Origin of the sequence: Mycolicibacterium hodleri (assembly GCF_025822245.1) — a bacterium.
Lineage (GTDB): Bacteria > Actinomycetota > Actinomycetes > Mycobacteriales > Mycobacteriaceae > Mycobacterium > Mycobacterium hodleri.
Genome location: NZ_JACKTL010000053.1, coordinates 247,616 through 271,112, shown reverse-complemented (window position 1 = coordinate 271,112; position 23,497 = coordinate 247,616). Strand labels below are relative to the sequence as shown.

21 protein-coding genes and 1 pseudogene are annotated in these 23,497 nt (G+C 68.7%); 12 read left to right on the top strand and 10 right to left on the bottom strand.

Annotation, left to right across the window (positions count from 1 at the left end; all coding sequences use genetic code 11):
* Positions 1–59 precede the first annotated feature (59 nt).
* Positions 60–896: a DUF3097 domain-containing protein gene (locus H7J06_RS23725; RefSeq protein ID WP_264041720.1), complete on the bottom strand. Its 837-nt coding sequence runs from the start codon at positions 894–896 to the stop codon at positions 60–62.
* Positions 897–1,008: 112 nt separating this feature from the next.
* Between H7J06_RS23725 and H7J06_RS23720 the strand changes: the two genes are divergently transcribed.
* The 3 genes and pseudogenes from H7J06_RS23720 (at position 1,009) to H7J06_RS23710 (ending at position 2,502) form a co-directional block, all read left to right on the top strand.
* Positions 1,009–1,491 carry a MerR family transcriptional regulator gene (locus tag H7J06_RS23720; RefSeq protein WP_264041719.1) on the top strand — a complete coding sequence of 161 codons (483 nt, stop codon included), beginning with the start codon at positions 1,009–1,011 and terminating at the stop codon, positions 1,489–1,491.
* Positions 1,484–1,951: pseudogene (locus H7J06_RS23715) on the top strand (NAD-dependent epimerase/dehydratase family protein); the annotation flags it as partial. The gene H7J06_RS23720 and the pseudogene H7J06_RS23715, both read left to right, overlap by 8 nt.
* 29 nt (positions 1,952–1,980) lie before the next feature.
* Positions 1,981–2,502: a Rossmann-fold NAD(P)-binding domain-containing protein gene (locus H7J06_RS23710; protein WP_264041762.1), complete on the top strand. Its 522-nt coding sequence runs from the start codon at positions 1,981–1,983 to the stop codon at positions 2,500–2,502.
* Here the strand turns inward: H7J06_RS23710 and H7J06_RS23705 are convergent.
* Genes H7J06_RS23705 through H7J06_RS23690 form a run of 4 tightly spaced genes read right to left on the bottom strand, consistent with a single transcriptional unit; the run spans position 2,499 to position 10,474 of the window.
* Entirely contained in the window at positions 2,499–3,560 is a 1,062-nt protein-coding gene (locus H7J06_RS23705; protein ID WP_264041718.1) for a zinc-binding metallopeptidase family protein, read from the bottom strand. The genes H7J06_RS23710 and H7J06_RS23705 overlap by 4 nt on opposite strands.
* Positions 3,553–4,464, bottom strand: a complete 912-nt coding sequence (locus tag H7J06_RS23700; protein ID WP_264041717.1) for a transglutaminase family protein — start codon at positions 4,462–4,464, stop codon at positions 3,553–3,555. The genes H7J06_RS23705 and H7J06_RS23700 overlap by 8 nt, the downstream gene beginning before the upstream one ends.
* Positions 4,461–7,142: a circularly permuted type 2 ATP-grasp protein gene (locus tag H7J06_RS23695; RefSeq protein ID WP_264041759.1), complete on the bottom strand. Its 2,682-nt coding sequence runs from the start codon at positions 7,140–7,142 to the stop codon at positions 4,461–4,463. Before H7J06_RS23695 ends, H7J06_RS23700 begins: the two co-directional genes overlap by 4 nt.
* Positions 7,142–10,474, bottom strand: a complete 3,333-nt coding sequence (locus H7J06_RS23690) for a transglutaminase family protein (RefSeq protein ID WP_264041716.1) — start codon at positions 10,472–10,474, stop codon at positions 7,142–7,144. Before H7J06_RS23690 ends, H7J06_RS23695 begins: the two co-directional genes overlap by 1 nt.
* 229 nt (positions 10,475–10,703) lie before the next feature.
* On the opposite strand from H7J06_RS23690, the gene H7J06_RS23685 reads away from it, so the two are divergent.
* Genes H7J06_RS23685 through H7J06_RS23650 form a run of 8 tightly spaced genes read left to right on the top strand, consistent with a single transcriptional unit; the run spans position 10,704 to position 18,806 of the window.
* On the top strand, positions 10,704–11,507 hold the full coding sequence (locus H7J06_RS23685; protein WP_264041714.1) for a DeoR/GlpR family DNA-binding transcription regulator: 804 nt from the start codon (positions 10,704–10,706) through the stop codon (positions 11,505–11,507).
* A complete protein-coding gene (locus H7J06_RS23680; RefSeq protein WP_264041713.1) occupies positions 11,504–12,985 on the top strand; it encodes an FGGY-family carbohydrate kinase in 1,482 nt (493 codons plus the stop codon). The genes H7J06_RS23685 and H7J06_RS23680 overlap by 4 nt, the downstream gene beginning before the upstream one ends.
* Before the next feature lie 31 nt (positions 12,986–13,016).
* On the top strand, positions 13,017–14,348 hold the full coding sequence (locus H7J06_RS23675; protein WP_264041712.1) for an ABC transporter substrate-binding protein: 1,332 nt from the start codon (positions 13,017–13,019) through the stop codon (positions 14,346–14,348).
* A 48-nt stretch (positions 14,349–14,396) separates the two neighbouring features.
* The gene (locus H7J06_RS23670; RefSeq protein WP_264041758.1) at positions 14,397–15,248 is read left to right on the top strand and encodes a carbohydrate ABC transporter permease; all 852 of its coding nucleotides are present in this window, start codon (positions 14,397–14,399) and stop codon (positions 15,246–15,248) included.
* Complete coding sequence (locus H7J06_RS23665; RefSeq protein WP_264041711.1) at positions 15,245–16,060, top strand: carbohydrate ABC transporter permease; 816 nt, start codon at positions 15,245–15,247, stop codon at positions 16,058–16,060. Before H7J06_RS23670 ends, H7J06_RS23665 begins: the two co-directional genes overlap by 4 nt.
* Before the next feature lie 21 nt (positions 16,061–16,081).
* Positions 16,082–17,167 carry an ABC transporter ATP-binding protein gene (locus H7J06_RS23660; RefSeq protein ID WP_264041710.1) on the top strand — a complete coding sequence of 362 codons (1,086 nt, stop codon included), beginning with the start codon at positions 16,082–16,084 and terminating at the stop codon, positions 17,165–17,167.
* The gene (locus H7J06_RS23655) at positions 17,167–17,940 is read left to right on the top strand and encodes an SDR family NAD(P)-dependent oxidoreductase (RefSeq protein ID WP_264041709.1); all 774 of its coding nucleotides are present in this window, start codon (positions 17,167–17,169) and stop codon (positions 17,938–17,940) included. The genes H7J06_RS23660 and H7J06_RS23655 overlap by 1 nt, the downstream gene beginning before the upstream one ends.
* A 44-nt stretch (positions 17,941–17,984) precedes the next feature.
* A complete protein-coding gene (locus tag H7J06_RS23650) occupies positions 17,985–18,806 on the top strand; it encodes a BtpA/SgcQ family protein (protein WP_308205823.1) in 822 nt (273 codons plus the stop codon).
* Here the strand turns inward: H7J06_RS23650 and H7J06_RS23645 are convergent.
* Complete coding sequence (locus tag H7J06_RS23645; protein WP_264041708.1) at positions 18,766–19,269, bottom strand: winged helix-turn-helix transcriptional regulator; 504 nt, start codon at positions 19,267–19,269, stop codon at positions 18,766–18,768. The genes H7J06_RS23650 and H7J06_RS23645 overlap by 41 nt on opposite strands.
* Before the next feature lie 97 nt (positions 19,270–19,366).
* Between H7J06_RS23645 and H7J06_RS23640 the strand changes: the two genes are divergently transcribed.
* Positions 19,367–20,557 (top strand): thiolase family protein, encoded by a 1,191-nt coding sequence (locus H7J06_RS23640; protein ID WP_264041707.1) that lies wholly within the window; start codon positions 19,367–19,369, stop codon positions 20,555–20,557.
* On the opposite strand, the gene H7J06_RS23635 is transcribed toward H7J06_RS23640, so the two are convergent.
* The 4 genes from H7J06_RS23635 to H7J06_RS23620 all read right to left on the bottom strand — a co-directional run bounded on the left by H7J06_RS23635 (position 20,538) and on the right by H7J06_RS23620 (position 23,413).
* The gene (locus H7J06_RS23635; protein ID WP_264041705.1) at positions 20,538–21,434 is read right to left on the bottom strand and encodes a helix-turn-helix transcriptional regulator; all 897 of its coding nucleotides are present in this window, start codon (positions 21,432–21,434) and stop codon (positions 20,538–20,540) included. The two genes, H7J06_RS23640 and H7J06_RS23635, sit on opposite strands and share 20 nt — an antisense overlap.
* A 136-nt stretch (positions 21,435–21,570) precedes the next feature.
* Positions 21,571–21,933 carry a hypothetical protein gene (locus H7J06_RS23630; protein ID WP_264041704.1) on the bottom strand — a complete coding sequence of 121 codons (363 nt, stop codon included), beginning with the start codon at positions 21,931–21,933 and terminating at the stop codon, positions 21,571–21,573.
* Positions 21,934–22,007: 74 nt separating this feature from the next.
* Positions 22,008–22,457 (bottom strand): nitroreductase family deazaflavin-dependent oxidoreductase, encoded by a 450-nt coding sequence (locus H7J06_RS23625; RefSeq protein WP_264041703.1) that lies wholly within the window; start codon positions 22,455–22,457, stop codon positions 22,008–22,010.
* Positions 22,458–22,462: 5 nt separating this feature from the next.
* Positions 22,463–23,413, bottom strand: a complete 951-nt coding sequence (locus H7J06_RS23620; RefSeq protein WP_264041702.1) for a TIGR03564 family F420-dependent LLM class oxidoreductase — start codon at positions 23,411–23,413, stop codon at positions 22,463–22,465.
* Positions 23,414–23,497 lie beyond the last annotated feature (84 nt).

The following is a 23,497-nucleotide window of genomic DNA, read 5'->3' as shown; positions in this document are numbered from 1 at the left end:
CGCAGTGGGCGTCCGCTGGGGTTCGGGCACCTTGCCCATTGCCGGTGTCGCGTCCACCGCTACCCGGTGGTGACGAAGTCGATCAGTTCCTCGACGCGGCCGATCAGCGCGGGCTCGAGGTCGTTCCAGTCGCGGACCGTGCCGCGAATGCGGCGCCAGGCCCCGGCGATGTCGGCCTGGGTGGCGTGCGGCCAGCCCAGCGCGTCGCAGATGCCGTGCTTCCACTCGACGTGGCGAGGCACGACCGGCCAGCGCTCGAGGCCGAGCCGGCCCGGCTTCACGGCCTGCCACACGTCCACGTAGGGGTGGCCCACCACCAGGGTGTGCGCTCCGCCGGGACCCCGCCGCACCGACTCGGCGATGCGGGCCTCCTTGGATCCGGTGACCAGATGGTCGACGAGGACGCCGAGGCGGCGGCCGGGACCGGGATCGAAGTCGGCCACGATGGCGGCGAGATCGTCGACGCCGCCCAGGTATTCGACGACGACGCCTTCGACGCGGAGGTCGGCGCCCCAGACCTGTTCGACGAGTTCGGCGTCGTGGCGCCCCTCGACGTAGATCCGGCTGGCCAGCGCCGTGCGCGCCCGGGCGTGTGCGACGGCGACCGAACCGGATGCCGTCCGGGTCGGCGCGGCGGGCGCCGCGCTCTTCGGTGGCGTCAGGATCACCGGCTTGCCGTCGACCAGATAGCCCGGGCCCACCGTGAAGGGACGCCGGTGCCCGTCGAAGTCCTCCAGCACCATCCGGCCGTACTCCACGCGCACGATGGCGCCGACGTAACCGGTCTCGACGTCCTCGACGACCAGGCCGACGTCGGCCGCCATCTCGGTGGAGCGCACTCGCCGTGCCGCGTGCGGGTCTCGGGCCAGGATGTCGGAGCCGTATCGATCGTTCACGTCGCCGAGCCTAGAAACGCGCGGCGGGGTCGGTCTCCCGCCGCGCCGACGCCGTGATCGATCGGTGACCGAGGCTTGACTTGAAGCGCTTCAGGTTCGGCAGACTGACGTCATGAGCATTGACACGATCGCGACGGCCGATCGCGACCTGACCATCCAGCAGGTCTCGCGCCGCACGGGGCTGGCCGAGTCGACCTTGCGGTACTACGAGCGCATCGGTCTCATCGACGCGGTGCCCAGGGATCCCAGCAGCGGGCACCGCCGCTACCCGGCCGCCCTGGTCGGTGCCGTCGAGTCGCTGAGTTGCCTACGCGGAAGCGGTATGTCGGTCGCGGACATCAGGAGATACGTGGCCAACACCCGACGCGGGGCCGAGGCGACCAGCGACCAACGCGAGCTGTTCGAGGCCCATGCCACGAGACTGCGTGACGAGATCGCCCGGCTTCGGCTGCGGGAGCGCTACGTCACGGCCAAGGCCGAGATGTGGGCCGCCCGGGAGGCCGGTGACGCGGCGGCCGAGCGCGAGATCGTCGAGACGGTCCTCGACCTCGGTGCCCGCCTGCTCGAGGACGAGGTGGCGACGACCCATGGCTGAGCGACTGGTCTTGGTCACCGGCGGTTCGGGATTCCTGGCCGGGCACGTCATCCTGCGACTGCTGAGCGGCGGCTACCGCGTGCGCACGACGGTTCGCTCACCCGGACGCGAAGCCAGTGTGCGTGCCGCGCTGCATCGGCCGTCAGACGACGCCGCGCTCGAGTTCGTCGTGGCCGACCTCACCTCCGACGACGGCTGGGCGGCCGCCGTCGACGGCTGCGACGCCGTTCTGCACGTGGCGTCCCCGTTCCCGGCGCGCCAACCGGAGAACGAGGACGACGTGATCGTGCCGGCCCGCGAGGGAACGCTGCGGGTGCTGCGCGCCGCCTCCGCTGCCGGCGTCCGAAGGATCGTGCTGACCTCGTCGTTCGCAGCCGTCGGGTACAGCCCCAAACCGACGGGCGAACCGTACGACGAAAGTGACTGGACCGACGCCGCCGCACCCAACTCCCCCTACGTGAAGTCCAAGACGCTCGCCGAGCGAGACGCATGGGAGTTCGCCGCCGCCAACGCGTCGAGCTCACGGTGGTCAACCCGGTCGGCATCTTCGGGCCCGTCCTCGGATCGGACCTCGCGACGTCGGTGCAGATCGTCAAGGAGCTGCTCAACGGCCGACCCCCCTTGCTGCCCCACGCGTCCTTCGCGGTGGTCGACGTCCGTGACCTCGCCGACCTGCACGTCATGGCACTGGAGGATCCGCGCGCGATCGGGGAACGATTCCTGGCCGCGGCCGGTCAGCCCGTGTCGTTTCCCGAAACCGCCGCGACGCTGCGGTCCCAGCTGGGTGCCGCGGCGCGTCGCGTGCCCCGGCGGACGGCCCCCGACTGGCTGGTGCGCGCGGGCGCACGGTTCGTGCCCGCGTTGCGCGAACTCGCCGGATTGCTCGGCGAGCCCAAGCGAATCTCGGCCACCAAGGCCACCGACGTGCTTGGCTGGCAACCTCGTCCGGTGGCCGACACGTTGGTCGACACCGCCCGCAGCCTGCTCGACGGCGGGTTGGTCGGACGCTAGTCGGTGCCCCTGGCCGCGGCCAGCTTGGCCGGGTCGGAGGTCACCTCGTCGATGACGGTGTGGATGAAGCGCATCTTCTCCAGCACCTTCGCCGGCAGCACGAACGGGTACAGGTCGTCGTGGCCCATGGATCTGTTGACCATGTTCAGCGCCCACGACAGCGGTAGCCACAGGTCGATGATGGAGTCGAAACCGCTGGGGCCCAGGTTCCTTCGCTCGAACGTCGCCCCCGCCGGCGCGAAGCCGAAGGCCGCCGCGGTGTCCAGGGTGTCGCGGATGTGCAGGTAGTGGGCGAAGGTCTCCGCCCAGTCCTCGGCGGGATGCATGGTGGCGTAGGACGACACGTAGTCGCGCTCCCACCCGGGTGGCGCGCCCTCGCTGTAGTGGCGGTCGAGTGCGGCCTGGTAGTCGGCCTCGGCGTCGCCGAACAGTTCTCGGGCCCGTTCCTGGTACTCGGGTGCCACTCCGACCAGGCGGTAGTAATAGTAGTGCCCGATCTCGTGGCGAAAGTGCCCGAGCAGCGTGCGATACGGCTCGTCCATCGCGATTCGCAACTGCTCGCGGTGGACGTCGTCGCCCTCCGCGAGGTCCAGGGTGATGACGCCGTTCTCGTGTCCGGTGAACACCTTCTCTGCCGCGCTGGACAGCAGGTCGAACGCCAGGCCGTAGTCGGGGTCGACGTCGCGACCGACGATGGGGAGCTTCAGGTCCACCAGCTCGACGATCAACCGACGCTTGGCCATCTCGGCCACCGCGAACGCGGCCATCGCCGTCGTGTCGGCGTCGTTGGGGCGCATCCGGGTCAGCGCGCAGGAGGTGCAGAGCTGAGGAACCGGCGCCACCTTGACCAGCCAGTTGCACTCCGCGGCATGGAGATTGGCGCACAACCGGTACTCGCTGGCGTCGACTGCGCCACCGTGCTCGCTGTCCTCACCGCTCGCGATGACCAGGAAGGCCATGTCGTCGAGGGAGAAGCCCAGTCGGCTGCGGCAGGACAGGCACACCGAGTTCTCGAAGGCCAGATGCTGTCCGCAGTTGGGACAGATGAAGTCACGCACGAGCCACTCCGCCGGTCAGCGGGGCCACGTCGACCGACACGTCGATCTTGCTGCTCTCCGAATCGGTGTAGATGATGCCGCGCAGAGGTGGCACGTCGGCGTAGTCCCGACCGAAACCTGCGACCACGTACCGCTCGTCGACGAGCGCGTCGTTCGTGGGGTCGAATCCAAACCACTGGTTCTGTGGTGTCCACACCGACGCCCAGGCGTGCGTCGCGTCGATCCCGACCATGCGTTCCCTTCCCGGAGGTGGGTCCGTCGCAAGATAGCCGGAGACGTAGCTGGCGGCGAGACCGTTGGCGCGCAGACAAGCGATCGCGAGCCTGGCGAAGTCCTGACATACCCCTTCGCGGGCCGCCAAAACTTCGGCGACCTTGGTGGAGATCGTCGTCGAACCCGAACGGTACGTGAAGTCGTGGTTGATGCGGGCGTTCAGGTCGCGGAGCACCTCGATCAGCGGCCGCCCCGGCTGGAAACTGGGCGCGGCGTAGTCGCGGACGGCGTCGGTGATCTCGGGCTTCTGCAGGTCCAGGGTGAACTCGACGGCCAGGGCACCGTCGGTGCCGACCGGCCGGGAGATCTCCCACGGCGCCAGCGCCGAGCCGCCCGCGTACAGCTCGGCGGGGGGTGGGTCGACCTCGACCACCGAGTGACTGGTGATGGTGAGCGCCCGATGACGTTCGGTGACATGGAAGTACGAGCTGATGTTGCCGTAGGCGTCCCGGCTCGTGGAGCTGTCGGCCGCCTCGGGCTCGATCACCAATTCGTGCGACAGGCACCGCTGCCTGCTCGAGTCGCGCGGCGTGAGGAAGCCCCGCCCGTAGGAGCTCGTCACGTCGTCGGAGTAGTCGTACATCGTGCGATGGGTGATCTCGTAGGCCCTGGTGCCCACCGTCGCGGTCACGGCATGACCCGTCGCTCGTCGGGGCCCCAGATCGGTTGCATCCCACCGGGAAGCGACAGGTGCGTCGCGGTGATCCGGCGGGACAGCTCACGAAGGTCGGCGTGGATGCCGCCGAGGAGACCGTCGAGCTCGGGTCGCACGCCGTCGGTCACGTCCTCGAGGTCGTCGGGGTCGAGCCGACGCAGCCGCGCCGCGACCTCGTCGACGAGCCGTTCGGGACCGGTGGATCCGGAGGACGAGGGCAGCGCCTTGAGATTCACCCGCAGCCGTTCGAATTGGTACGCCAGCGAACGTGGGTTCTCGCCGTCGAACAGCAGCAGATCGGCCACCGCCGCCACGCTCACCTTGCCCAGGGTGCGCCTGCGGTAGATGACCGACGACTCGCAGGCCACCAACGTGGACTCGGTGATCGTCTGTTCGGCGCCACGGCTGCGCACCGTCGTCAGCGTCGCCCGCATGAGTGCGGTCAGCCAGATGCCGCGTTCGATGCGCTTGCCGATGTCCATCATGGTCCAGCCGACGTCGCGCACCATCGACTCCGCCGCCACGCCGGACAATGCCAGCATGCCCGCCAACGTCTGGCTGTGCGCCGTGGCCAGATATCCGTCGCCTTCGGTGTGGGAGTCCGGCGGAGTCGACGAATGACGAAGCACCGCACGGTCGATGGCGGCGAGCACCATCCAGGTGTCGTTGGACATCTGGTCGCGGACGGCGCGGGCGGAGGACCCCAGCCGCTCCACCGACTGCGCCAGCGACCCGGCACGACGCCGGTCCGCGGTCAGTGACCACAGCGTCGTCGGGGCGATGGCGATCATCTCGGCGTCGTCGCCGGAGGCGCCGGTGTCGGTGCCCGTGATGCGGCCGAGTGCGGTCAGCAGTACCGGGACGCATTCACTGCCCGGGACGTCCTGCCGGTAGCGGAATTCGTGGTACCGCTCGCGGGTGACGCCCAGCAGTCGCGCCATGCCCTCGGCCCGTTCGCCGTACCGGCCAAGCCAGAACAGGTCCGACAACACGCGGGGCGAGCTGACCGCGCGGGTCGGACTCGGCGTGATCGCGGGCAGGTCCACCGAGGGGGCCGGCGTGCGCTCCGCCGTCACCCGGGTGGGAGATCGCACCCAGACGTCCTTGGCGGCAAGGGTGTTCATCCGGTAGGCGGCGGTGCCCGGCTCCAACAGGTAGCCCAGGCCGCCTTCCATCGGGGCGTATCCCCCACGCTGGGCGACGGTGAACAACCGCATGCCCGTGCTGCCGGGAGACAGGCCGTTGGGCGAGTGCGCGGTCGGCGCCGAGGAGAACCGAGGGAGTTCCTGGCCGACCCACTGCCAAGGCGTGGCGCCGATCCGCGCCGCCAGGTCGTCGCGCTCCTCGGCGGTCAGCATGGGCCCGACGATCGGCTCGCCACCGGTCACCGGTCGGATCAGCAGCGTCGACAGGTGGCTCAGCAGGTGCGAGCGTTCGACGTCGACGCCGCCCCAGTACATGGGCGCCGTGGACAGCTGCGGCACCTCCCCGACGAGAAGTTCGGCCAGCTCGGGCAGGAAGCGTTGCAGCCCGGGGCTTTCCAGGATTCCGCTGCCGAGGGTGTTGACGACGGTGACGGCACCACGGCGAAGCACCTCGACGAGGCCGACGACGCCGAGGCGCGAGTCGGACCTCAAGTCGAGCGGGTCGGCGTAGGCGGCGTCGACCCGGCGCAGCACGACGTCGACGCGCTTGAGCGTGCCGAGGGACCGCATCCACAACTTGCCGTCCCGGACCACCAGGTCGGCGCTCTCGACGAGGGGGAAGCCGAGCACGCTGGCCAGGTAGGCCTGGTCGAAGGCCGTCTCGGAGTGGGTGCCCGGGCTCAGGACGACGACGACGGGCTCGTCGGCGGCCTCCGGCGCGGCGTCGATGAGCGCCAGTCGCAGTGCTTGCGCCCACGGCGACGCCGGTCGTGGGGCGATGCGTTCGTAGAGCTCGGGGAACGCGTGCGCGACCACGCGACGGTCGGCGAGGGCGTACCCCGCCCCGGACGGCGCCTGCGTCCAGTCGGCGTTGACGCGAAACTCCCCGGAGTCGTCGCGGCTGACGTCGACCCCGTGCATGAACAACTGGTGGCGGCCGGGCACCGCGATGCCGCGCGCGGCCCGCACGTATCCGGGGTGGGCGAACAGCAACTGTGGTGGCAGTACGCCGCTGGTGATGGACCGGCGGGCTCCGTAGAGATCGGTCAGCACCGCATCCATCAACCGCGACCGTTGCACCAGACCCGCTTCGAGGGTCTCCCAGTCCGCGGAGGACACGATCACCGGCAGGGGGTCAAGGTGCCAGGGGCCGGGCACCTGGGTGCCGTCCCCGTGGGTGACGGCGTCGCCGGGATGGTCCACCTGGACGAAGGTGATGCCGTCGTTGTCGACGAGGCTGCTGACCACCGAGCGCAGCCGTTCGAGGCCGTACGGGCCGCGTTCGGCGACGCAGTCGGCCAGCTCCTGCCAGGCCGGTCGGACGGCGCCGGTGGGGTCGACGAACTCGTCGTAGCCGTTGCCTGCCGCGGCGCGCTCGTCGAACAGCGACTCCTGCGCGCGTGCGGCGCGGTATTTCGCGAACAGCTCGGCGGCACCGGCCTCATCGGGGAAGCCGAGGCCGGTGACGGCGGATGTGGGCTCCGGTGGGCCGCTGGTGCGTAGGACCATCACCGCAGCACGGTACGCACCCGACGCAGATCCAGGATGCCCGGCGCGCCCGCGTCGGTGGACTGACGGGCCTGCTTCTCGCGAATGTCGGAGACGTCGACGTGGCCTGGAGTGAATCCGGTGGCTTCGAACCGCCTGCCTCGACGCGATTCCGCTTCGACGGCGTTGACGGGAGGGTTGTCGTAGGACCGGCCGCCGGGATGGCTGACGTGGTACGTGCAGCCACCCCGCGACGTTCCGGTGGCCAGGTCGACGAGCTCGAAGCGCAGCGGGTCGTCGACGGTGATGGTGGGGTGCAGCGCGCTCGGCGGCTGCCACGCCCGGTAGCGGACCCCGCCCACCTGGACGTCGCTGCTGCTGGTCGCCAGGAGCGGGATCGGGTAACCGTTGGCGGTGACGACGTACCGGTGTCGGTCCGCCCCGATGAGGCGCACCTGGAGACGTTCGACCGAGGAGTCGACGTAGCGGGCCGTGCCACCGGCGGTGGACTCCTCCCCGAGGACGTTCCACGGTTCGATGGCTCCGCGCAGTTCGATCTCGACGCCGTCGAACACCGCGGTGCCGACGCGCGGGAAGCGGAACTCCGTGAAGGGGTCCAGCCAGCTGGTGTCGAACGCGATGCCGTTCGCCCGGAGGTCGACGGCGACCTCGCTGATGTCCTGAATGATGAAGTGCGGCAACAGGTATCGACCATGGAGATTGGCGCCGTGGCGGATCAGCGGAGCACGCAGGGGCTGGTCCCAGAACCAGGACACCAGGGAGCGCACCAGCAGCGACTGGACCATCGCCATCTGGAAGTGCGGTGGCATCTCGAAACCGCGGAGCTCGAGGATTCCCAATCGCCCGCGTGCGCTGTCGGGGCTGTAGAGCTTGTCGATGCAGAACTCGGCGCGGTGGGTGTTGCCGGTGATGTCGGTCAGGAGGTGGCGCAGTGCCCGGTCGGTGATCCACGGCAATGAGTCCGCCGGCTCCTCGGACGAGGTGGCTTCCCGTGTCAGCCGGTCGATCTCGGCGAAGGCGATCTCCAGCTCGTACAGCGACTCGGTGCGTCCCTCGTCGACTCGCGGCGCTTGGGAGGTGGTCCCGATGAACCGTCCGGAGAACAGGTAGGACAGGGCCGGGTGGCGCTGCCAGTACGTGAGCATCGACACCAGCACGTCGGGCCTGCGCAGCATCGGCGACTCGGCGGGGGTGATTCCGCCGAGGGTGATGTGGTTGCCGCCGCCGGTACCGCCGTGGGTGCCGTCGACGTCGAACGACTCCGTCGACAGGCGTGCGAGTCGCGCTTGTTCGTAGAGGGTTTCGAGTTGCTCACGCTGTTCGGCGAAGCTGGCGGTCGGGGCGACGTTGACCTCGATGACACCAGGATCCGGCGTCACCGACATCGACGTCAGCCGCTCGTCGGCCGGCGGGCCGTATCCCTCCAGCACCAGCGGGCAGCCGGCCTCGGTGGCCGCCGCCTCCAGGCGCGTCACGACGTCGACGAAGTGCTCGAGTTCCTCGGTCGGCGGAAGAAAGACGTACAGCACGCCGTCGCGGACCTCGGCGACCATCGCGGTGATGGGCGCGCCGTCGGCCTCCTCGATCGCGGCCTCGTCGGCCTCGTGGTCGTCGGGGAGTTCGCCGCGCGGGGCGAGCGGGTCGGCCTCGAGCGACGCGCGGGGCGGCTTCCAACTGATGGCGTCGAGCGGCAGGCGCAACCCGGCCGGCGAATCACCGGCGAGCAACACGATGCGGCCCCGACGGAATTGCCAGTCACCGCTGGCCCACCCGGTGTCGTCCTCACGGCGGTGCAGGGGCAGCACGTACGCGCTCGGCTCGGTGACCGACTCGTCCAGCCGCGTCAGCAAGTTCATCCTGGCGTCGGGCGTGTCGGACACCAGGTCGTCGCCACCGGCCACCGGATCGCCCGCGGGCTGGCGGACCGCCGTGGCCAACCGGCCGAGGGCGTCCTCGTAGGCGGGCCGAACCTGCGAATCGGGCAGGCCGAGCCCGGCGGCCAGGGCGCCGAGGACGCGACGACCCGAATCCGGAGGTACGGGGGCGGCGGGCGATTCGGCCCACGGGTCGGCCAGCAGCGCCGCGTTGGTCCAGAGCGGCTTTCCGTCGGCACGCCAGTGCAGCATGATCTGCCAGCGCGGCAGCGGTTCGCCGGGATACCACTTGCCCTGCGAGCGTTGCACGACCCCCTGCGGGGCCCAGATCTCCTTGAGCCGCGCGGCCAGTGCCGACGCGCGTTCGCGCTTGTGGGGCCCGTCGGCGTCGGTGGTCCACTCCGGGTCGACCTGGTTGTCGATCGAGACGAACGTCGGCTCACCGCCCATGGTCAGTCGCACGTCGGCCGCGGCCATCCGCGCGTCGACTGCGGCGCCCAGGTCGACGATGGAGTCCCACGCGGCCGGGGTGTAGGGCAGCGTGACGCGGGGGTCTTCGTGCACCCTCGTCACGACGTTGGAGAAGTCGAGCGTCACCCCGCACGGCTCGGTGGCCCCGGTGATCGGCGCGGCCGACGCGGGATGCGGCGTCGCCGACAGCGGGATGTGGCCCTCGCCGGCGAACAGCGCCGAGGTGGGGTCGAGACCGATCCAACCGGCCCCCGGGATGTAGACCTCGGTCCAGGCGTGCAGGTCGGTGAAGTCCGCGGCGGGCCCCGACGGCCCGTCCAGCGCCTTGACGTCGGAGGTCAACTGCACCAGGTAGCCCGAGACGAAGCGGGCGGCCAGGCCCATCTGGCGCAGCACCGACACCATCAACCACGCCGAGTCGCGGCACGACCCGATGGCGGTCTGCAGGGTGTGGTCCGGAGTCTGCACACCGGCCTCCATGCGCACGCTGTAGCCCACGTCGGCGTTGATCGCCCCGTTGAGGGCGACGAGGAAGTCGATGGTGCGGGTGCCGGGCCGCACGTGGAAGTTCCTGACCCAGTCCTTGGCGAGTTCGCCGGGGCCGGAGCCCTCGCCGTCCTCGTCGACCGGGCGCAGATACGGCTTCAGATCCTCCAGCAATGCCTTCGGATACTCGAACGGCCACGTCTCGGCGAAGTCCTCGATGAAGAAGTCGAAGGGGTTGATCACCTTCAGGTCGGCGATCAGGCCGACCGTGATGGTCAGTTCGCGGGTGCGGTTGGGGAACACCAACCGGGCCAGGAAGTTGCCGAACGCGTCCTGTTGCCAGTTGACGAAGTGATCGGCGGGTTCGACCTGTAGCGAATACGCCTCGATCGGGGTGCGCGAGTGTGGCGCCGGACGCAGACGGACGACGTGTGGATGAACTTCTACCAGTCGGTCGAACGTGTAGCTGGTGCGATGCTCCAGCCCCACCTTGATTCCCATAGGCGTTGATCCCACCACACCCGGCTGGGGGGTGCATCGCCGAAGGGTGCCACCTCACGACGCGGCGAGGCCTGCTATCGCGGTCGACGATTCGACCAATTTGGCGCCAAATGTGGCGGTTCCACACGATCGTGTTGTAAATTCACAGAGCGCTCGGCCGAGCAGCCCCCTAGATCACGAAGATGGAGCTCAGCACTGTGAATTTTCCACACGCCGAGTGGGTGTGAGCATGGACGCCAAGACCCGTCGAGATCGCATCGAAGAACGCGTGCGGGTCGAGCGTGAGGTCGGTTACGCCGATCTCGCCACCGAGTTCGACGTATCGGAGATGACCATCCGCCGCGACATGGAGGCACTGGAGACCCTCGGTGTCGTCCGCCGCGTCGTCGGAGGCGCGATCGCGCTGAAGGGCAAGGACAACGAACCCTCATTCGAGACCCGGGTGGCCGACGCCGCCGAGGAGAAGCGCCACATCGCCGACGCCGTGGCCGATCTCATCGGGCCCGGCGAAACCCTCATCCTCGACTCCGGCAGCACCGCACTGGCGGTGGCGCAGTCACTCCGCGGGCGGGACCTCGGTCTGACGGTGCTGACTCCGAGCATCCTCGTCGCGCTGGAGTTGGTCGACGAAGCCAACACCACCGTCGTACTCACCGGCGGTGAACTGCGCCCCGGTGAGCTCAGCCTGATCGGCCCCGCAGCCGAGGACACCCTGTCCAACTACAACTGCGACACCTTCGTGATGGGAGTGGCCGGAATCGACGGACTTCGCGGCATCTCGGACTACCACCAGGCCGACAGCAGGGTGAAGCGCGCGGCCTGCAAGCGCGCCGACCGGGTCATCGTGGCCGCCGACCAGAGCAAGCTGGGCCGGGTCACCTTCACCAGCATCGCCGGCCTCGCGGACATCGAGGTGATCATCACCGACGGCGACCCCGAGCACCCCACGCTGGTCGCGGCGCGAGAGGCAGGGGTCGACGTCATCTGCGTCGCCGGCCTCGAAGGGTCCGCGAGTCGGGCGGAATCACGATGAGCCAGTACACGATTGGCGTCGACGTCGGAACCACCGGCACGAAGACCGTGCTGTTGGACACCGACTCCGGCATCGTCGCCCAGGCATCCCGTCCGACGACCCTGCACTCGCCGGGCCCGGGGTTCGCCGAGGCCGACACCGAGCAGTGGCATCAGAACGTGGTCGAGTCCATCCGAGAAGTTTTGCACACCAGTGACATTCGCGGTGATCGGGTGGCCGCGCTCGCCGTCTCGGGCATGGTCCCGGCTGTGGTCCCCCTCGACGAACGGCGTCGACCGTTGCGGCGCGCAATCCTCCAGAACGACGCCAGGGCGCACCGGGAGGTCTCGGAACTCGCTCGGGAGCTGACGGACGTCGACCTGGTCTCGATGACGGGATCGGCGCTGACGCAGCAGTCCGTCGCACCGACGACGGCATGGCTGCGCACCCACGAACCCGATGTCTACGACCGCACCGCCCACTACGTCGGCTCCTACGACTGGGTGCTGACCGCCCTCGGGGCGGACGTCCACGTCGAACAGAACTGGGCGCTGGAATCAGGACTGTTCACCGTCGACGGAGACGTGGCGGCTCCGGTGGTCGAGGCCGCCGGGCTGGACCGGCGCACACTCGCCCCGGTCCGTCGGCCAGGTACCAACGTGGGCCAATTGAGCAGAGCCGCGGCTGATTCCACCGGACTGGCGGCAGGCACCGCGTTGATCGTCGGAGGAGCCGACCACGTCCTGTCGGCGTTCGCCGCAGGCGTCAACGCCCCCGGTGACGCGCTGGTCAAACTCGGTGGCGCCGGTGACATCCTGGTGGCCAGCGACACCCGCGTGGTGGACGAGAGGCTCTACCTCGACGCTCATCCCGTCCCCGGGCACTGGCTGCCGAACGGGTGCATGGCCACCAGTGGCAGCCTGATCCGGTGGTTCCAGACCCTCGTCGGTGGGGTGGAACTGACCGATCTCGACGCCGAAGCGCTCACCTCCGCACCGGCCCAGGTGCTGTGCCTGCCGTACTTCCTCGGCGAGAAGAGCCCCATCCACGACCCCGACCTTCGCGGTGTCTTCGCCGGCATGCACCTCGGACACGGTCGCGCCGACCTGTACCGGTCGGTGCTCGAGGCCATCGCGTTCGGGTTCCGACACCACGTCGACGTCTTCGCCGACATCGGCATCGCGCCGAGCCGGGTGATGATCACCAACGGCGGCTCGAAGTCCACGCTGTGGAAGCAGATCCACGCCGACGTACTCGGCATCGAGATGCGGCCCGTCCGAGGCCATCCCGGCGCCTCCCTCGGGGCGGCGGCGATCGCGGCCATCGGCGTGGGTGCGCTCGACGACTGGTCCGACGTCGCCCGCTTCGTCACCCTCGACCCACCGGTCGTCCCCGATCGGAGTCGCACCGCGATCTACGACGACGCCTACCAGAACTGGCGCGACCTCGGCGTCGCGGTGGCCCCGATCTCCCACGCGATGGCGAGGAGTAACAGATGAGGATTCGACTAGTGAAGGGAACAGTGCCGCAATGACTCTCAATCGAGACGTTCACGTCGAACGCAGGCGGAGGCGATCGTTCCGACCCTCCCCCGTCCTCGTACTACTGGCCGTCGTGACGATGTTGATCAGTGCGTGCGCGGGCAGCGGCGGTCCCGCGCAGACCACCGCCACCGGCACCGGCGCCGTCGGAAAGGACGTCTCGGGCAACGTCCGCATCCTGATGGAGAACGTGCCCGACACCGACGTCGTCAAGTCGATGGTGCCCGAGTTCAACAAGGAATATCCCAACGTCAAGGTCGACATCGAGACCCTGACCTATGACCAGATGCGCGACAAGCTCGTGTCGTCGTTCCAGTCGTCGTCGCCGACCTACGACCTCATCATCGTCGACAACCCCTGGATGGTGGACTTCGCCAAGGCGAACTTCCTGCAGCCGCTGGACTCTCGCATCTCCAGTACCCCCGACTACGACGACGCCGACTTCTTCAAGCCGCTGACCGACATCGCCACCGTCGACGGCGTGAAGTACGGCGTGCCGTTCTACAACTACGCCCTCGGCTACCTCTACAACACCGACGACCTGGCGCAGGCCAATCTGCCGGTGCCCACCACGCTCGACCAGTTGGTCAGCACCTCCAAGGCGATGAAGGCCGGCGAGCGTGCGGGCATCGCGATGCAGCCGCAGCGGGGCTACAAGATCTTCGAGGAGTGGGGCAACTGGCTCTTCGCCGCGGGTGGCTCGATCTACGACGCCAACGGCAAGCCGTCGCTCGACACGCCCGAGGCCAAGAACGCCCTGAACGCCTACATCGACACCTACAAGACCGCCGCGCCGCCGAACAGCCTGAACTGGGCCTTCGACGAAGCATTCCGGTCGGTGTCCAGCGATCAGGCCGCGTCGATGATCAGCTACAACTGGAATCTGCCTGCGCTCAACCAGCCCGGCTCGGGCCCCTCGGCGGGGAAGTACAAGCTGGCCGAGATCCCCGGCGGCAAGCAGGTTCTCGGCTCGTGGAGCTGGTCAATCCCCGCCAACTCCGGCGCACCGGATGCCGCGTGGGCGTTCGCGTCCTGGCTGACGTCGAAGGCCCATGACGTGCAGCGCGTCGAGAAGGGTGGCGCCGCGATCCGGCAGAGCACCCTGCAGGATCCGGCCGTGCTCAACGGCCCACTGGGCGCGGACTACTACAAGACCGTCGAGAAGATGCTCGGCAACGCCGCGCCCTTGAGCCAGGGTCCCAGCGGTGAGGAGATGATCCAAGCCGTCGGCACCGAACTCAACGAGGCGGTCGCAGGCACCAAGAGCGTCGACGACGCATTGGCGGCGGCGCAGGCAGCCGCCGAAAAGATCCAGGGCTGACACCACCCCGATGAAGCCGACCACCTCACGAAAGGAGGAGCGCCGATGGTGACCTTCAAGCACGGCATGGTGACACCTCTCGTCGCCCTGTTCGTCGGGGTGGTCGGCTTCCCCCTCGGTTACGCGTTCTACCTCAGCGTCACCGACTACAAGCTGACCAGCCACGGCACGCCGAAGATCGTCGGTGCGGACAACTACGTCGCGACCCTGCAGAACGCCGAGTTCTGGCAATCCTTCGGCACCACGGCCACCTTCGTCGCGGTAGCGGTGAGCATGGAGCTGCTGATCGGACTGGCCATCGCGCTCGCGCTGCAAAAGCAACGCTGGGCAAGCGATCTCACCCGGTCGATGCTGCTGGCCCCGATGTTCATCACCCCGATCGCAGTGGGCCTGATCTTCCGCTTCCTGCTCAACGACCAGATCGGTGCGATCCCCCACCTGTTGCACGCCGTCGGGCTCGACTACGACTTCTTCGGGCCCGGTCGCGCGCTGTTCACCCTTGCCTTCGTCGACGTCTGGCAGTGGACGCCGTTCATGGTGCTGCTGCTGCTCGCCGGTCTCGAGTCGATTCCGAAGGAACCGCTGGAGGCAGCCAGGGTCGACGGCGCGGGCGGCTGGTACGTGCTGCGCAGGGTGACGCTGCCCCTGCTGGCGCCGGTGCTCGTGGTGGCGATCCTGCTGCGGTGCCTCGACGCCATGAAGGTCTTCGAATACGTCTTCGCCACCACCCGCGGCGGACCCGGCACCGAGACGCAGACACTGCAGTATTTCGTCTACCAGACCGGCATTCAGTTCTTCCGGCTCGGATCCGCGGCGTCGATGGCCTTCGTCGTGCTCCTGGTCGTGCTGACCGTCATCCTCATCGCGTTCCGGCGCATGGAGAAGGCGAAGCGCTCGTGAAGGAATCACGCGTTCTCGTCGTCTGCCGGGTCGCCCTGCTCTGGGCGGCGGCCATCTCGGTGCTGTTTCCGGTGCTGTGGATCGCCCTGGCCAGCCTGAAGGACCCGGAACAACTCAACGATCCGTTCCTGCTGGCGTTCACACCGACGTTGGACGCGTGGCGCAACGTGCTGTCCTCGGGGATCCTCTCCGCGGCCGGGCGGAGCGCCGTCGTCGCGCTCACGACGGTCGGCATCAGCATCGTGGTCGGCAGCATGGGGGCATACGCCATCGCGCGGTTCCGGGCGGGCGGCACCCCTACCAGGTTCGGAATGCTTGCCGCCCAGGTACTTCCGCCGGCGGTGTTGGTGTTTCCGTTCCTGACGATGGCCTATGCGCTGCGGCTCAACGACACCCTGATCCCGGTGATCTTCGCTCACCTGAGTTTCGTTCTGCCCGTGGTCACCTGGTTCCTGATCGGTTTCTTCGAGGCGGTCCCCCGGTCGCTGGAGGAGCAAGCTCAGGTCGACGGGTTCAGCCGCTTCGCGGCCTTCCGGTTGGTCGTCCTACCCCAGGTGTTCCCCGGCATGGGGGCAGCGGCGATCTTCGGGTTCACCCTGTCGTGGAACGACCTGTTCTACGGCCTGATCCTGGCGCCCGGCAAGGCCGCCATCCTGCCGGTTGCCATCGCCGGCTTCAACACGTTCCGTGGCGTTCAGATCGGCTCGATGAGTGCCGCCATCCTGATCGCCGTCGTCCCCGTCGTCATCGCGAGCTTCTTCATCCAGCGCAAGCTGGTGCAGGGCATCAGCGGTGGCGCGGTGAAGTTCTAGAAGGTAGGTCACTCACTTCCGATGGCAATCGTCCGATTCGAACACCTCACCAAGTCCTACGGGGCGATCTCCGTGGTCAGCGATTTGAACCTGGAGCTACCCGACGGGTCGTTCACGGTCCTGGTCGGCCCGTCCGGCTGCGGCAAGTCGACGTCACTGCGCATGCTCGCCGGTCTGGAGTCCGTCACCTCGGGCACCATCACGATCGGTGATCGCGACGTCACGCACCTGCAGCCGCGCGACCGCGACATCGCCATGGTGTTTCAGAACTACGCGCTGTACCCGCACCTCAGCGTCCGGGAGAACATCGCCTTCCCGCTGCGGGCCGCGAAGGCCGACCGGGGCGACGCGCTTCGGCGCGCCGACGAAGTCGGCAACTCGCTGGGTCTGTCGAACCTGTTGAGCCGCAAGCCAAAGGACCTCAGCGGCGGGCAGCAGCAGCGGGTGGCCATCGGCCGCGCGATCATCCGCGAACCGTCGGTCTTCCTGTTCGACGAACCGCTGAGCAACCTCGACGCCAAGCTGCGCGTCGAGACCCGCACCGAGCTTCTGCAGATCCAGCGCAGGCTGGGCATCACCTCCCTCTACGTCACCCACGACCAGGAGGAGGCGATGACTCTTTCGGACCGCATGGTGGTGATGCGGGACGGGCGCGCCGCCCAGGTCGGCACCCCGCTCGAGGTGTACGACTCCCCCGTCGACACCTTCGTCGCCTCCTTCGTCGGAAGCCCGAAGATGAACCTCGTCGACGGCGAGCTCACCGGCGAGAGCTTCACGTTGCCAACTGGATTCACCTTCTCGGTCACGCAAACCGTCACCCGCGGCACCGTCACTCTCGGGGTGCGGCCCGACGACCTCATCCCGACGGCCGCCGACGACGGCGACGCCACCGTGACGTTGATCGAACTCCTCGGGCCCCGGGCGATCGTGACGATCGACGCCAGGGGGACGGAGCTGACCAGCGTCGTCGAGACCTCACGAATGTCGGGAATCACCGAGGGCGCCTCGGTTGCCCTGTCGGCCCGACCGGGGACCGTCCACGTCTTCGACGCACAGACCGGCCGACGCATCGTCGGCGACCACACCAACGGAGAGAAACGTCACTGATGACCAAGACAGTCGTAGTCACCGGCGCAGGCAGCGGAATCGGGCGGGCCATTGCGGTCACCCTCGCCGAACGATCATGGCAAGTCGTGGTGACCGACGTCGACGGCGACTCGGCCCGAGACGTCGCCGCCGCACTCCCCTCGGCCGACGGCGTCAAGCACGAATCGGCGGTGCTGAACGTCAGCTCGCCGGCCGACGCGGCCGCGGTCGCGTTCGACGTCACCGACCGCCTCGGACTCGACGCCTGGGTCAGCAACGCCGGGATCTCGTTCATGCACAGCTTTCTCGAGGCACCCATCGCCAGGTACGACCAGACGATGGACGTCAACCTCAAGGGCGTGTTCGTCTGCGGTCAGGCTGCCGCGCGGGCGATGGTCCGCAGCGGCACGGCGGGAGCGATCGTCAACACCGCGTCGATGGCAGGCAAGCAGGGCCGGGTGCCGTTCCTCTCCGATTACGTCGCATCCAAGTTCGGGGTGGTGGGGCTCACCCAGGCGATGGCATACGAACTCGGAGAACACGGGATCACCGTCAACTGCGTCTGCCCCGGCTACGTCGAAACACCAATGCAGTCAAGGGAATTGGAATGGGAAGCTCAACTGCGCGGCACCACGACCGAGGGCGTCCGCGCCATGATGCTCGCAGACACCCCGCTGCGGCGACTCGAGCAGCCCGAGGACGTCGCCAAGTCGGTCGCCTTCCTGCTGTCCCCCGACGCCCGCTTCATCACCGGTGAGGCGCTCGCCGTCAACGGCGGCGCCTACATGGATTAGCCGCTACACCCCCGAACGACAACACGATTGAAAGAGGTACAGCAGTGACAACCACCTGGCTCGACGACGTCTTCAGCACGAAGAAGCCCGTCATCGCCATGCTTCATCTCGCCGCCCTGCCCGGCGACCCCGCGTACGACAGCACGGGCGGCATCGCCGCCGTCGTCCGACGGGCCCGCGAGGAACTCGACGAGCTGCAGGCCGGTGGCATCGACGGCGTGATGGTGTCCAACGAATTCAGCCTGCCGTACCTCACGAAGACCGAACCCATCACCGCGATCACGATGGCCAGGATCATCGGCGAACTGCTGCCCGCGTTCGAGGTTCCCTACGGCGTGAACGTGCTGTGGGACGGCCGGGCCTCGATCGACCTCGCCGTCGCGACCGGCGCGAAGTTCGTCCGGGAGATCTTCACCGGCGTCTACGCCAGCGACTTCGGCCTCTGGGACACCAACGTCGGCGAGGTGGCGCGCCACCGCGCGCGGGTGGGCGGCGCCGACGTGAAGCTGTTCTTCAACATCGTTCCCGAGTCGGCGACCTACCTCGCCGAGCGTGATCTCGCCTCCATCACGCGCACGACCGTGTTCGCGACGCTGCCCGATGCGATCTGCGTGTCCGGTGCGACCGCCGGAGCGCCGACCGACGCCGAGGCGCTGCGGGTGGTGAAGGCGGCCGCCGGCGCAGTGCCGGTGTTCGTCAACACGGGCGTACGGGCGGAGAACGTCGGCAACCAGCTCGCCGTCGCCGACGGGGCGATCGTGGGCACCTACTTCAAGAAGGACGGCGTCTTCGAGAACCGGGCCGACCGCACGCGGGTCGAAGAGCTCATGGGCGAGGCGAAGAAGTTCCGGGAGCAGCTCGTCTAGCACCCGCCAACCGCACCTCCAACTCCTCCGGTGGCACGGGGTGACCGTCGACACAACGGATTTCGACGGTCGCCTCGGCGCCGCAGCCCTGGTGGGACAGTCGTAGCGGGGTGTCCCCGAAATAGTTTCGGCCCCATTCGAACATCGCCCAGACCACGGGCATGAACGCCGTGCCCTGCGCGGTGAGGACGTATTCGTCACGGCTGCGCTGGCCGGGTTCCTGGTACGGCCGCTTGGCTAGAAGTCCGGCGTCGACCAGTTCGGACAGCCGGGCGCTGGTGGCGGCCTTGGTGATGCCGACGCGGCGCGCGAAGTCGTCGAAGCGCGTGGTGCCGTAGAAGGCCTCGCGCATGATCAGCATCGCCGACTTGGTGCCCACCAGGCCCATCGTCTTCTCGACCGGGCAGCGCCCTACCGGCGACCACGAATCGCGGTCGGCGAGCCGGCCTTGCAGGACTGTCATGGACGTCACTCCCTAGCTGGGTTGTTTGAGCTATACCTAGATGTTAGATCTAAGTATAGATAGTAGTACTCAGCGACGAGTCATCGAGGAGAACACCATGTCTGCTGCTTATTCGGACCGCGACGCCGTCATCGTCGGCGCCGTGCGCACCCCCGTCGGCAAGGGCAAGGCCAACGGCGCCCTGCACGACGTGCTGCCCGTCGACCTGCTTGCCCACAGCCTGCGCGAGCTCGTCGCCCGCACCGGGGTCGACCCCGCCAAGGTCGACGACGTCATCGCGGGCGCGGTCACCCAGGTCGGGGACCAGTCGATGAACATCGCCCGCAACGCGCTGCTCGGGGCCGGCTTCCCCGAGAGCGTGCCGGGAACCACGGTCGACCGGCAGTGCGGAAGTAGCCAGCAGGCAATCAGTTTCGCCGCGCAGGGCGTCCTGGCCGGGGCCTACGACCTCGTGATCGCCTCGGGCGTGGAATCGATGTCGCGGGTGGTCATGGGCAGCTCGGTGCTGCCGGGCAGTGACCCCTTCGGCCACGGCATGGCCGAGCGGTACCCCGACGGCCTGGTGCCCCAGGGCATCAGCGCCGAACTGATTGCCGCCAAGTGGGGACTGTCGCGCACCGAGCTCGACGAATTCTCCGCGAGCAGCCACGAAAAGGCCGCCCGCGCCACCAAGGACGGGCTGTTCGACAACGAGCTCGCGCCGATCGCCGGTCTGTCCACCGACGAGATCATCCGACCCGGCACCACGGTCGACACCCTGGCCGGACTGCGACCCGCCTTCTTCAACGAGGGCTACTCCCAACGCTTCCCGCAAATCAACTGGGAGATCACCCCGGGCAACTCCTCGCCACTGTCCGACGGCAGCGCCGCGGTGATGATCACCAGCGGTGCCGCGGCCCGTGCACTCGGGTTGCGACCGCTCGCGCGCATTCACACGACGACGGTGGTCGGCTCCGACCCGCTGTACATGCTGACCGGCGTCATCCCCGCGACCGAGAAGGTGCTGGCCCGCGCCGGGTTGACGTTGGCCGACATCGACCTCTTCGAAGTCAACGAGGCCTTCGCCCCGGTCGTGCTGGCCTGGGCCAAGGACACTGGAGCGGACCTCGCCAAGACCAACGTCAACGGCGGCGCGATCGCCATCGGCCACCCGCTCGGCGCCAGTGGTGCCCGCATCATGACCACCATGGTCAACGCGCTCGAACAGCGTGGCGGACGGTACGCACTGCAGACCATGTGCGAGGGCGGCGGTATGGCCAACGCCACGATCATCGAGCGGCTGAGCTAAGGCCCTCGGTGGGCAGGTTCTCCTGGCTGGCGGCCCACGAAGCGAGCAACGTGAGCGCGTCGGCGGTGGGGGTGTTCGCGGCGGCGGTGTAGACGTTGAGCTGAAGGCCGGGCTCCGACGGAAGGGGCATCGCCTCGAAGTCGAGATCCAGCAGGCCGACCACCGGGTGGTTGAGACGTTTACGCCCGGAGCGGTGAAACCGCACGTCCTGGGAGGCCCACCGCTGCCGGAAGAGGTCGCTGCACGTTGACAACTCGCCGACCAAGGCGATCAGCTGCTCGTCGCGTGGATTGTGGCCCGCCTCCAGCCGGAGCATCGCGGCGGCGTCGCGGGTGACCTGGTCGTAGTCGACGAAGAACCGCTCGGCGTCCTCGGGATGCAGGTAGACGAAGCGGGTGGTGTTCGCCGGTCGACGCGGATCGGCCAGGACGGGTGCGTACAACGCCCGGGCAAGCTGATTCATCGCCAGCACGTCGTGACGGCCGTTGCGAATCCAGGCCGGTGCGTCGGTGATGGCGTCGAGGATTTGCCGCAGTGCCGGCCGGAGGGTCCCGGGTACCCGTCGTTTGCGCCGACTCGACGGCGCGCCGGACTCCCGCGCGAGGCTGAACAGGTGCTCTCGCTCGGCCTCGTCGAGTTGCAGTGCCGAGGCGAGCGCGTCGAGCACGGTTTCCGATGCTCCCGAGAGGCTGCCTCGCTCCATGCGGACGTAGTAGTCCACCGAGACGCCCGCCAGCATGGCCACTTCCTCGCGGCGCAACCCCTTGACGCGACGATTGCCGCCGTAGGCGGGCAGCCCCGCCTGTTCGGGGCTGAGGCGGGCACGCCGCGAGCTGAGGAACTCGCGGATCTCGCTGGGAACGTCCAAGGCGGCCATGTCGCCACGGTAGGCGCGACCGAGCGACTCCGGGAGGTACTGCCGTTACCTGGAAGCGGTAACGCATTGGTGACGTGGCGCCGAACGGCGTTTCGGGTCGTCGGTCGTCGGGAAATCCCGCCGCTGTGAACAACTCTCAACGCGTGGGCCGCGTCGGCCTGCTTCTCTTCTCCGCCGCCTCGATCGCCCTGCTGTCGGGCTGCGGCAGCGACGACAAGGCCAACGAGACCAGCGTCCCGGCCACCACTCCCGCCAGCAGCACGCCGGCCAGCACCTCTCCCCCGTCGTTGGATTCGAGTGCACCTGCCTCACCGGCACCGACGACGACCACCGGCGGTGCCGGCGGCACCGGGGCCGGCGGGGCGCCGGCCAGTGTGGCACCTACGACGGGCGCCGAGAGCGGGGGTCCAAGCCAGACGGTCAGCGGCGGCAACTCGGCGACGCAGACCACCGTCCGCACCCCCTCGCCGCCGACCGGCAACTCGATGCCAGGAGACAACGCCGGCCCGCAGGGAAACCCAGGCAGCCCGGGGCGCAATTAGTCACGCCCGCAACGGGTCTGGCGCCGTCGCCTTAGGCGCGGGTCAACTCGAACAGCGGGATCGCCCGCGGCGTCTTGGCCTGGTACTCCGCGAAGACTGGTGCGATCTCGGTGACCTTCGGGTAGGTCGCATCGCGCTCGTCGGCCGGGAGTTCGCGCACGTCGACGTCGTAGGCCTCCGTGCCCACCTCGACGTGGGCCCGCGGATGGGCCCGCAGGTTGTGCACCCACGCCGGATCCTTCTGAGCGCCTGCGTATGACCCCACGATGAGCATCCGGCCGTCCACGGTCAGGTACGCCAGCGGGGACAGTCGAGGCTGACCCGACTTCGCGCCGGTGGTGTGCAACAGCAGGAGGTTGCCTCCCTCGAACGGGCCACCCACCTTGCCGCCGTTGGCGCGGAACTCCTCGACGACGCCGCGGTTGAAGTCGTCGAGTGCAGCCGTGTCGGATACCAGCTTGTCCTTGTCGATTTCTGCCATGGTGGTCATAAGTCTGCCCCAGCCGACGGTATTCCGGCGGCGAGCTCGCACACGCGCCGTAGCTCGTCGCGCCCCGTCTGCACCGGCATCAGCAGCAGGTCGGTCGCCCCCGCGTCGACGTAGCGCGCCAGTCCACGCGCGACGTGCTCCTCGGATCCGATCAACGCGAGGTCGACCACGCTGTCCACCCCCTCACGGGCGTTGATGCGTTGGTACGACGGCACCTGGTCGTACATGGCCATCGTCTCGGTCGCCACGGCTCGCGCCCGCTCGACGTCGCGGGCGCTCGAGCCGGTGACCGCCACGCTGACCAGACCGAACACCCGGGGCGCCGGTCGACCGGCGTCGGCGGCGGCCTTGCCGATGGTGGGCACGATGAACTCCTCGAGCGCGCGGGGACCGGCGTACGGCAGAGTGCCGTCGGCGAATTCACCGGTGACCTGCAGCGTTCGTGGCCCCATGGCGGCGACGTAGATCGGGTACGGCGCGGCCGACGGCAACGCCACCGGCATCACCCGAGGATCTACGGCGGTGACGTGACGCCCGCGGAACTCCACGGTTCCGGTGTCGCGCACCGCCGGCAACACGGTCAGGTACTCCCGGAGTCGTGCGGCGGCGTGGTCGGTCGGGATCGCGAACGCCCACTCCTCGAGCATCGCGACGCCCAGCCCGACGCCGAGGCTGAAGTGTCCGCGGCTGGCCGACTGCGCGGTCTGCGCGGCGGCCGCCAGGATCAGCGGATGACGAGGGTTGATGGGCACCACCGACGTCCCGACCGCCAACCCGGGAACCATGGCTCCGATCATGCCGGCGACGGCCACCGCGTCGAGGTCGAGTTGCTGCCCCAGCCAGACGTGCCGGACACCGATGTCACGGGCCAGCGACGCCTGCTCGACGGCGTCGTCGACGACGTGCTCAGCGGAACGGTCGGGGGTGAGCAACACTCCTGTGGTCATGGCACCCACGGTGCCGCCGACCGGACCGCGCGTCCAACGCCCATGTCGCAACGTCCAATGCCTCCCGGGCATGAGTGCACGTCG

Excerpts from the sequence above, each read along its gene's own strand:
- H7J06_RS23680 (WP_264041713.1), top strand. The coding sequence starts at position 11,504 with ATGAGCCAGTACACGATTGGCGTCGACGTCGGAACCACCGGCACGAAG.
- H7J06_RS23720 (WP_264041719.1), top strand. The coding sequence starts at position 1,009 with ATGAGCATTGACACGATCGCGACGGCCGATCGCGACCTGACCATCCAG.
- H7J06_RS23625 (WP_264041703.1), bottom strand. The coding sequence starts at position 22,457 with ATGGCAGAAATCGACAAGGACAAGCTGGTATCCGACACGGCTGCACTC.
- H7J06_RS23695 (WP_264041759.1), bottom strand. The coding sequence starts at position 7,142 with ATGGTCCTACGCACCAGCGGCCCACCGGAGCCCACATCCGCCGTCACC.
- H7J06_RS23655 (WP_264041709.1), top strand. The coding sequence starts at position 17,167 with ATGACCAAGACAGTCGTAGTCACCGGCGCAGGCAGCGGAATCGGGCGG.
- H7J06_RS23685 (WP_264041714.1), top strand. The coding sequence starts at position 10,704 with ATGGACGCCAAGACCCGTCGAGATCGCATCGAAGAACGCGTGCGGGTC.
- H7J06_RS23690 (WP_264041716.1), bottom strand. The coding sequence starts at position 10,474 with ATGGGAATCAAGGTGGGGCTGGAGCATCGCACCAGCTACACGTTCGAC.
- H7J06_RS23635 (WP_264041705.1), bottom strand. The coding sequence starts at position 21,434 with ATGGCCGCCTTGGACGTTCCCAGCGAGATCCGCGAGTTCCTCAGCTCG.
- H7J06_RS23645 (WP_264041708.1), bottom strand. The coding sequence starts at position 19,269 with ATGACAGTCCTGCAAGGCCGGCTCGCCGACCGCGATTCGTGGTCGCCG.
- H7J06_RS23620 (WP_264041702.1), bottom strand. The coding sequence starts at position 23,413 with ATGACCACAGGAGTGTTGCTCACCCCCGACCGTTCCGCTGAGCACGTC.
- H7J06_RS23640 (WP_264041707.1), top strand. The coding sequence starts at position 19,367 with ATGTCTGCTGCTTATTCGGACCGCGACGCCGTCATCGTCGGCGCCGTG.
- H7J06_RS23660 (WP_264041710.1), top strand. The coding sequence starts at position 16,082 with ATGGCAATCGTCCGATTCGAACACCTCACCAAGTCCTACGGGGCGATC.
- H7J06_RS23675 (WP_264041712.1), top strand. The coding sequence starts at position 13,017 with ATGACTCTCAATCGAGACGTTCACGTCGAACGCAGGCGGAGGCGATCG.
- H7J06_RS23710 (WP_264041762.1), top strand. The coding sequence starts at position 1,981 with ATGGGAGTTCGCCGCCGCCAACGCGTCGAGCTCACGGTGGTCAACCCG.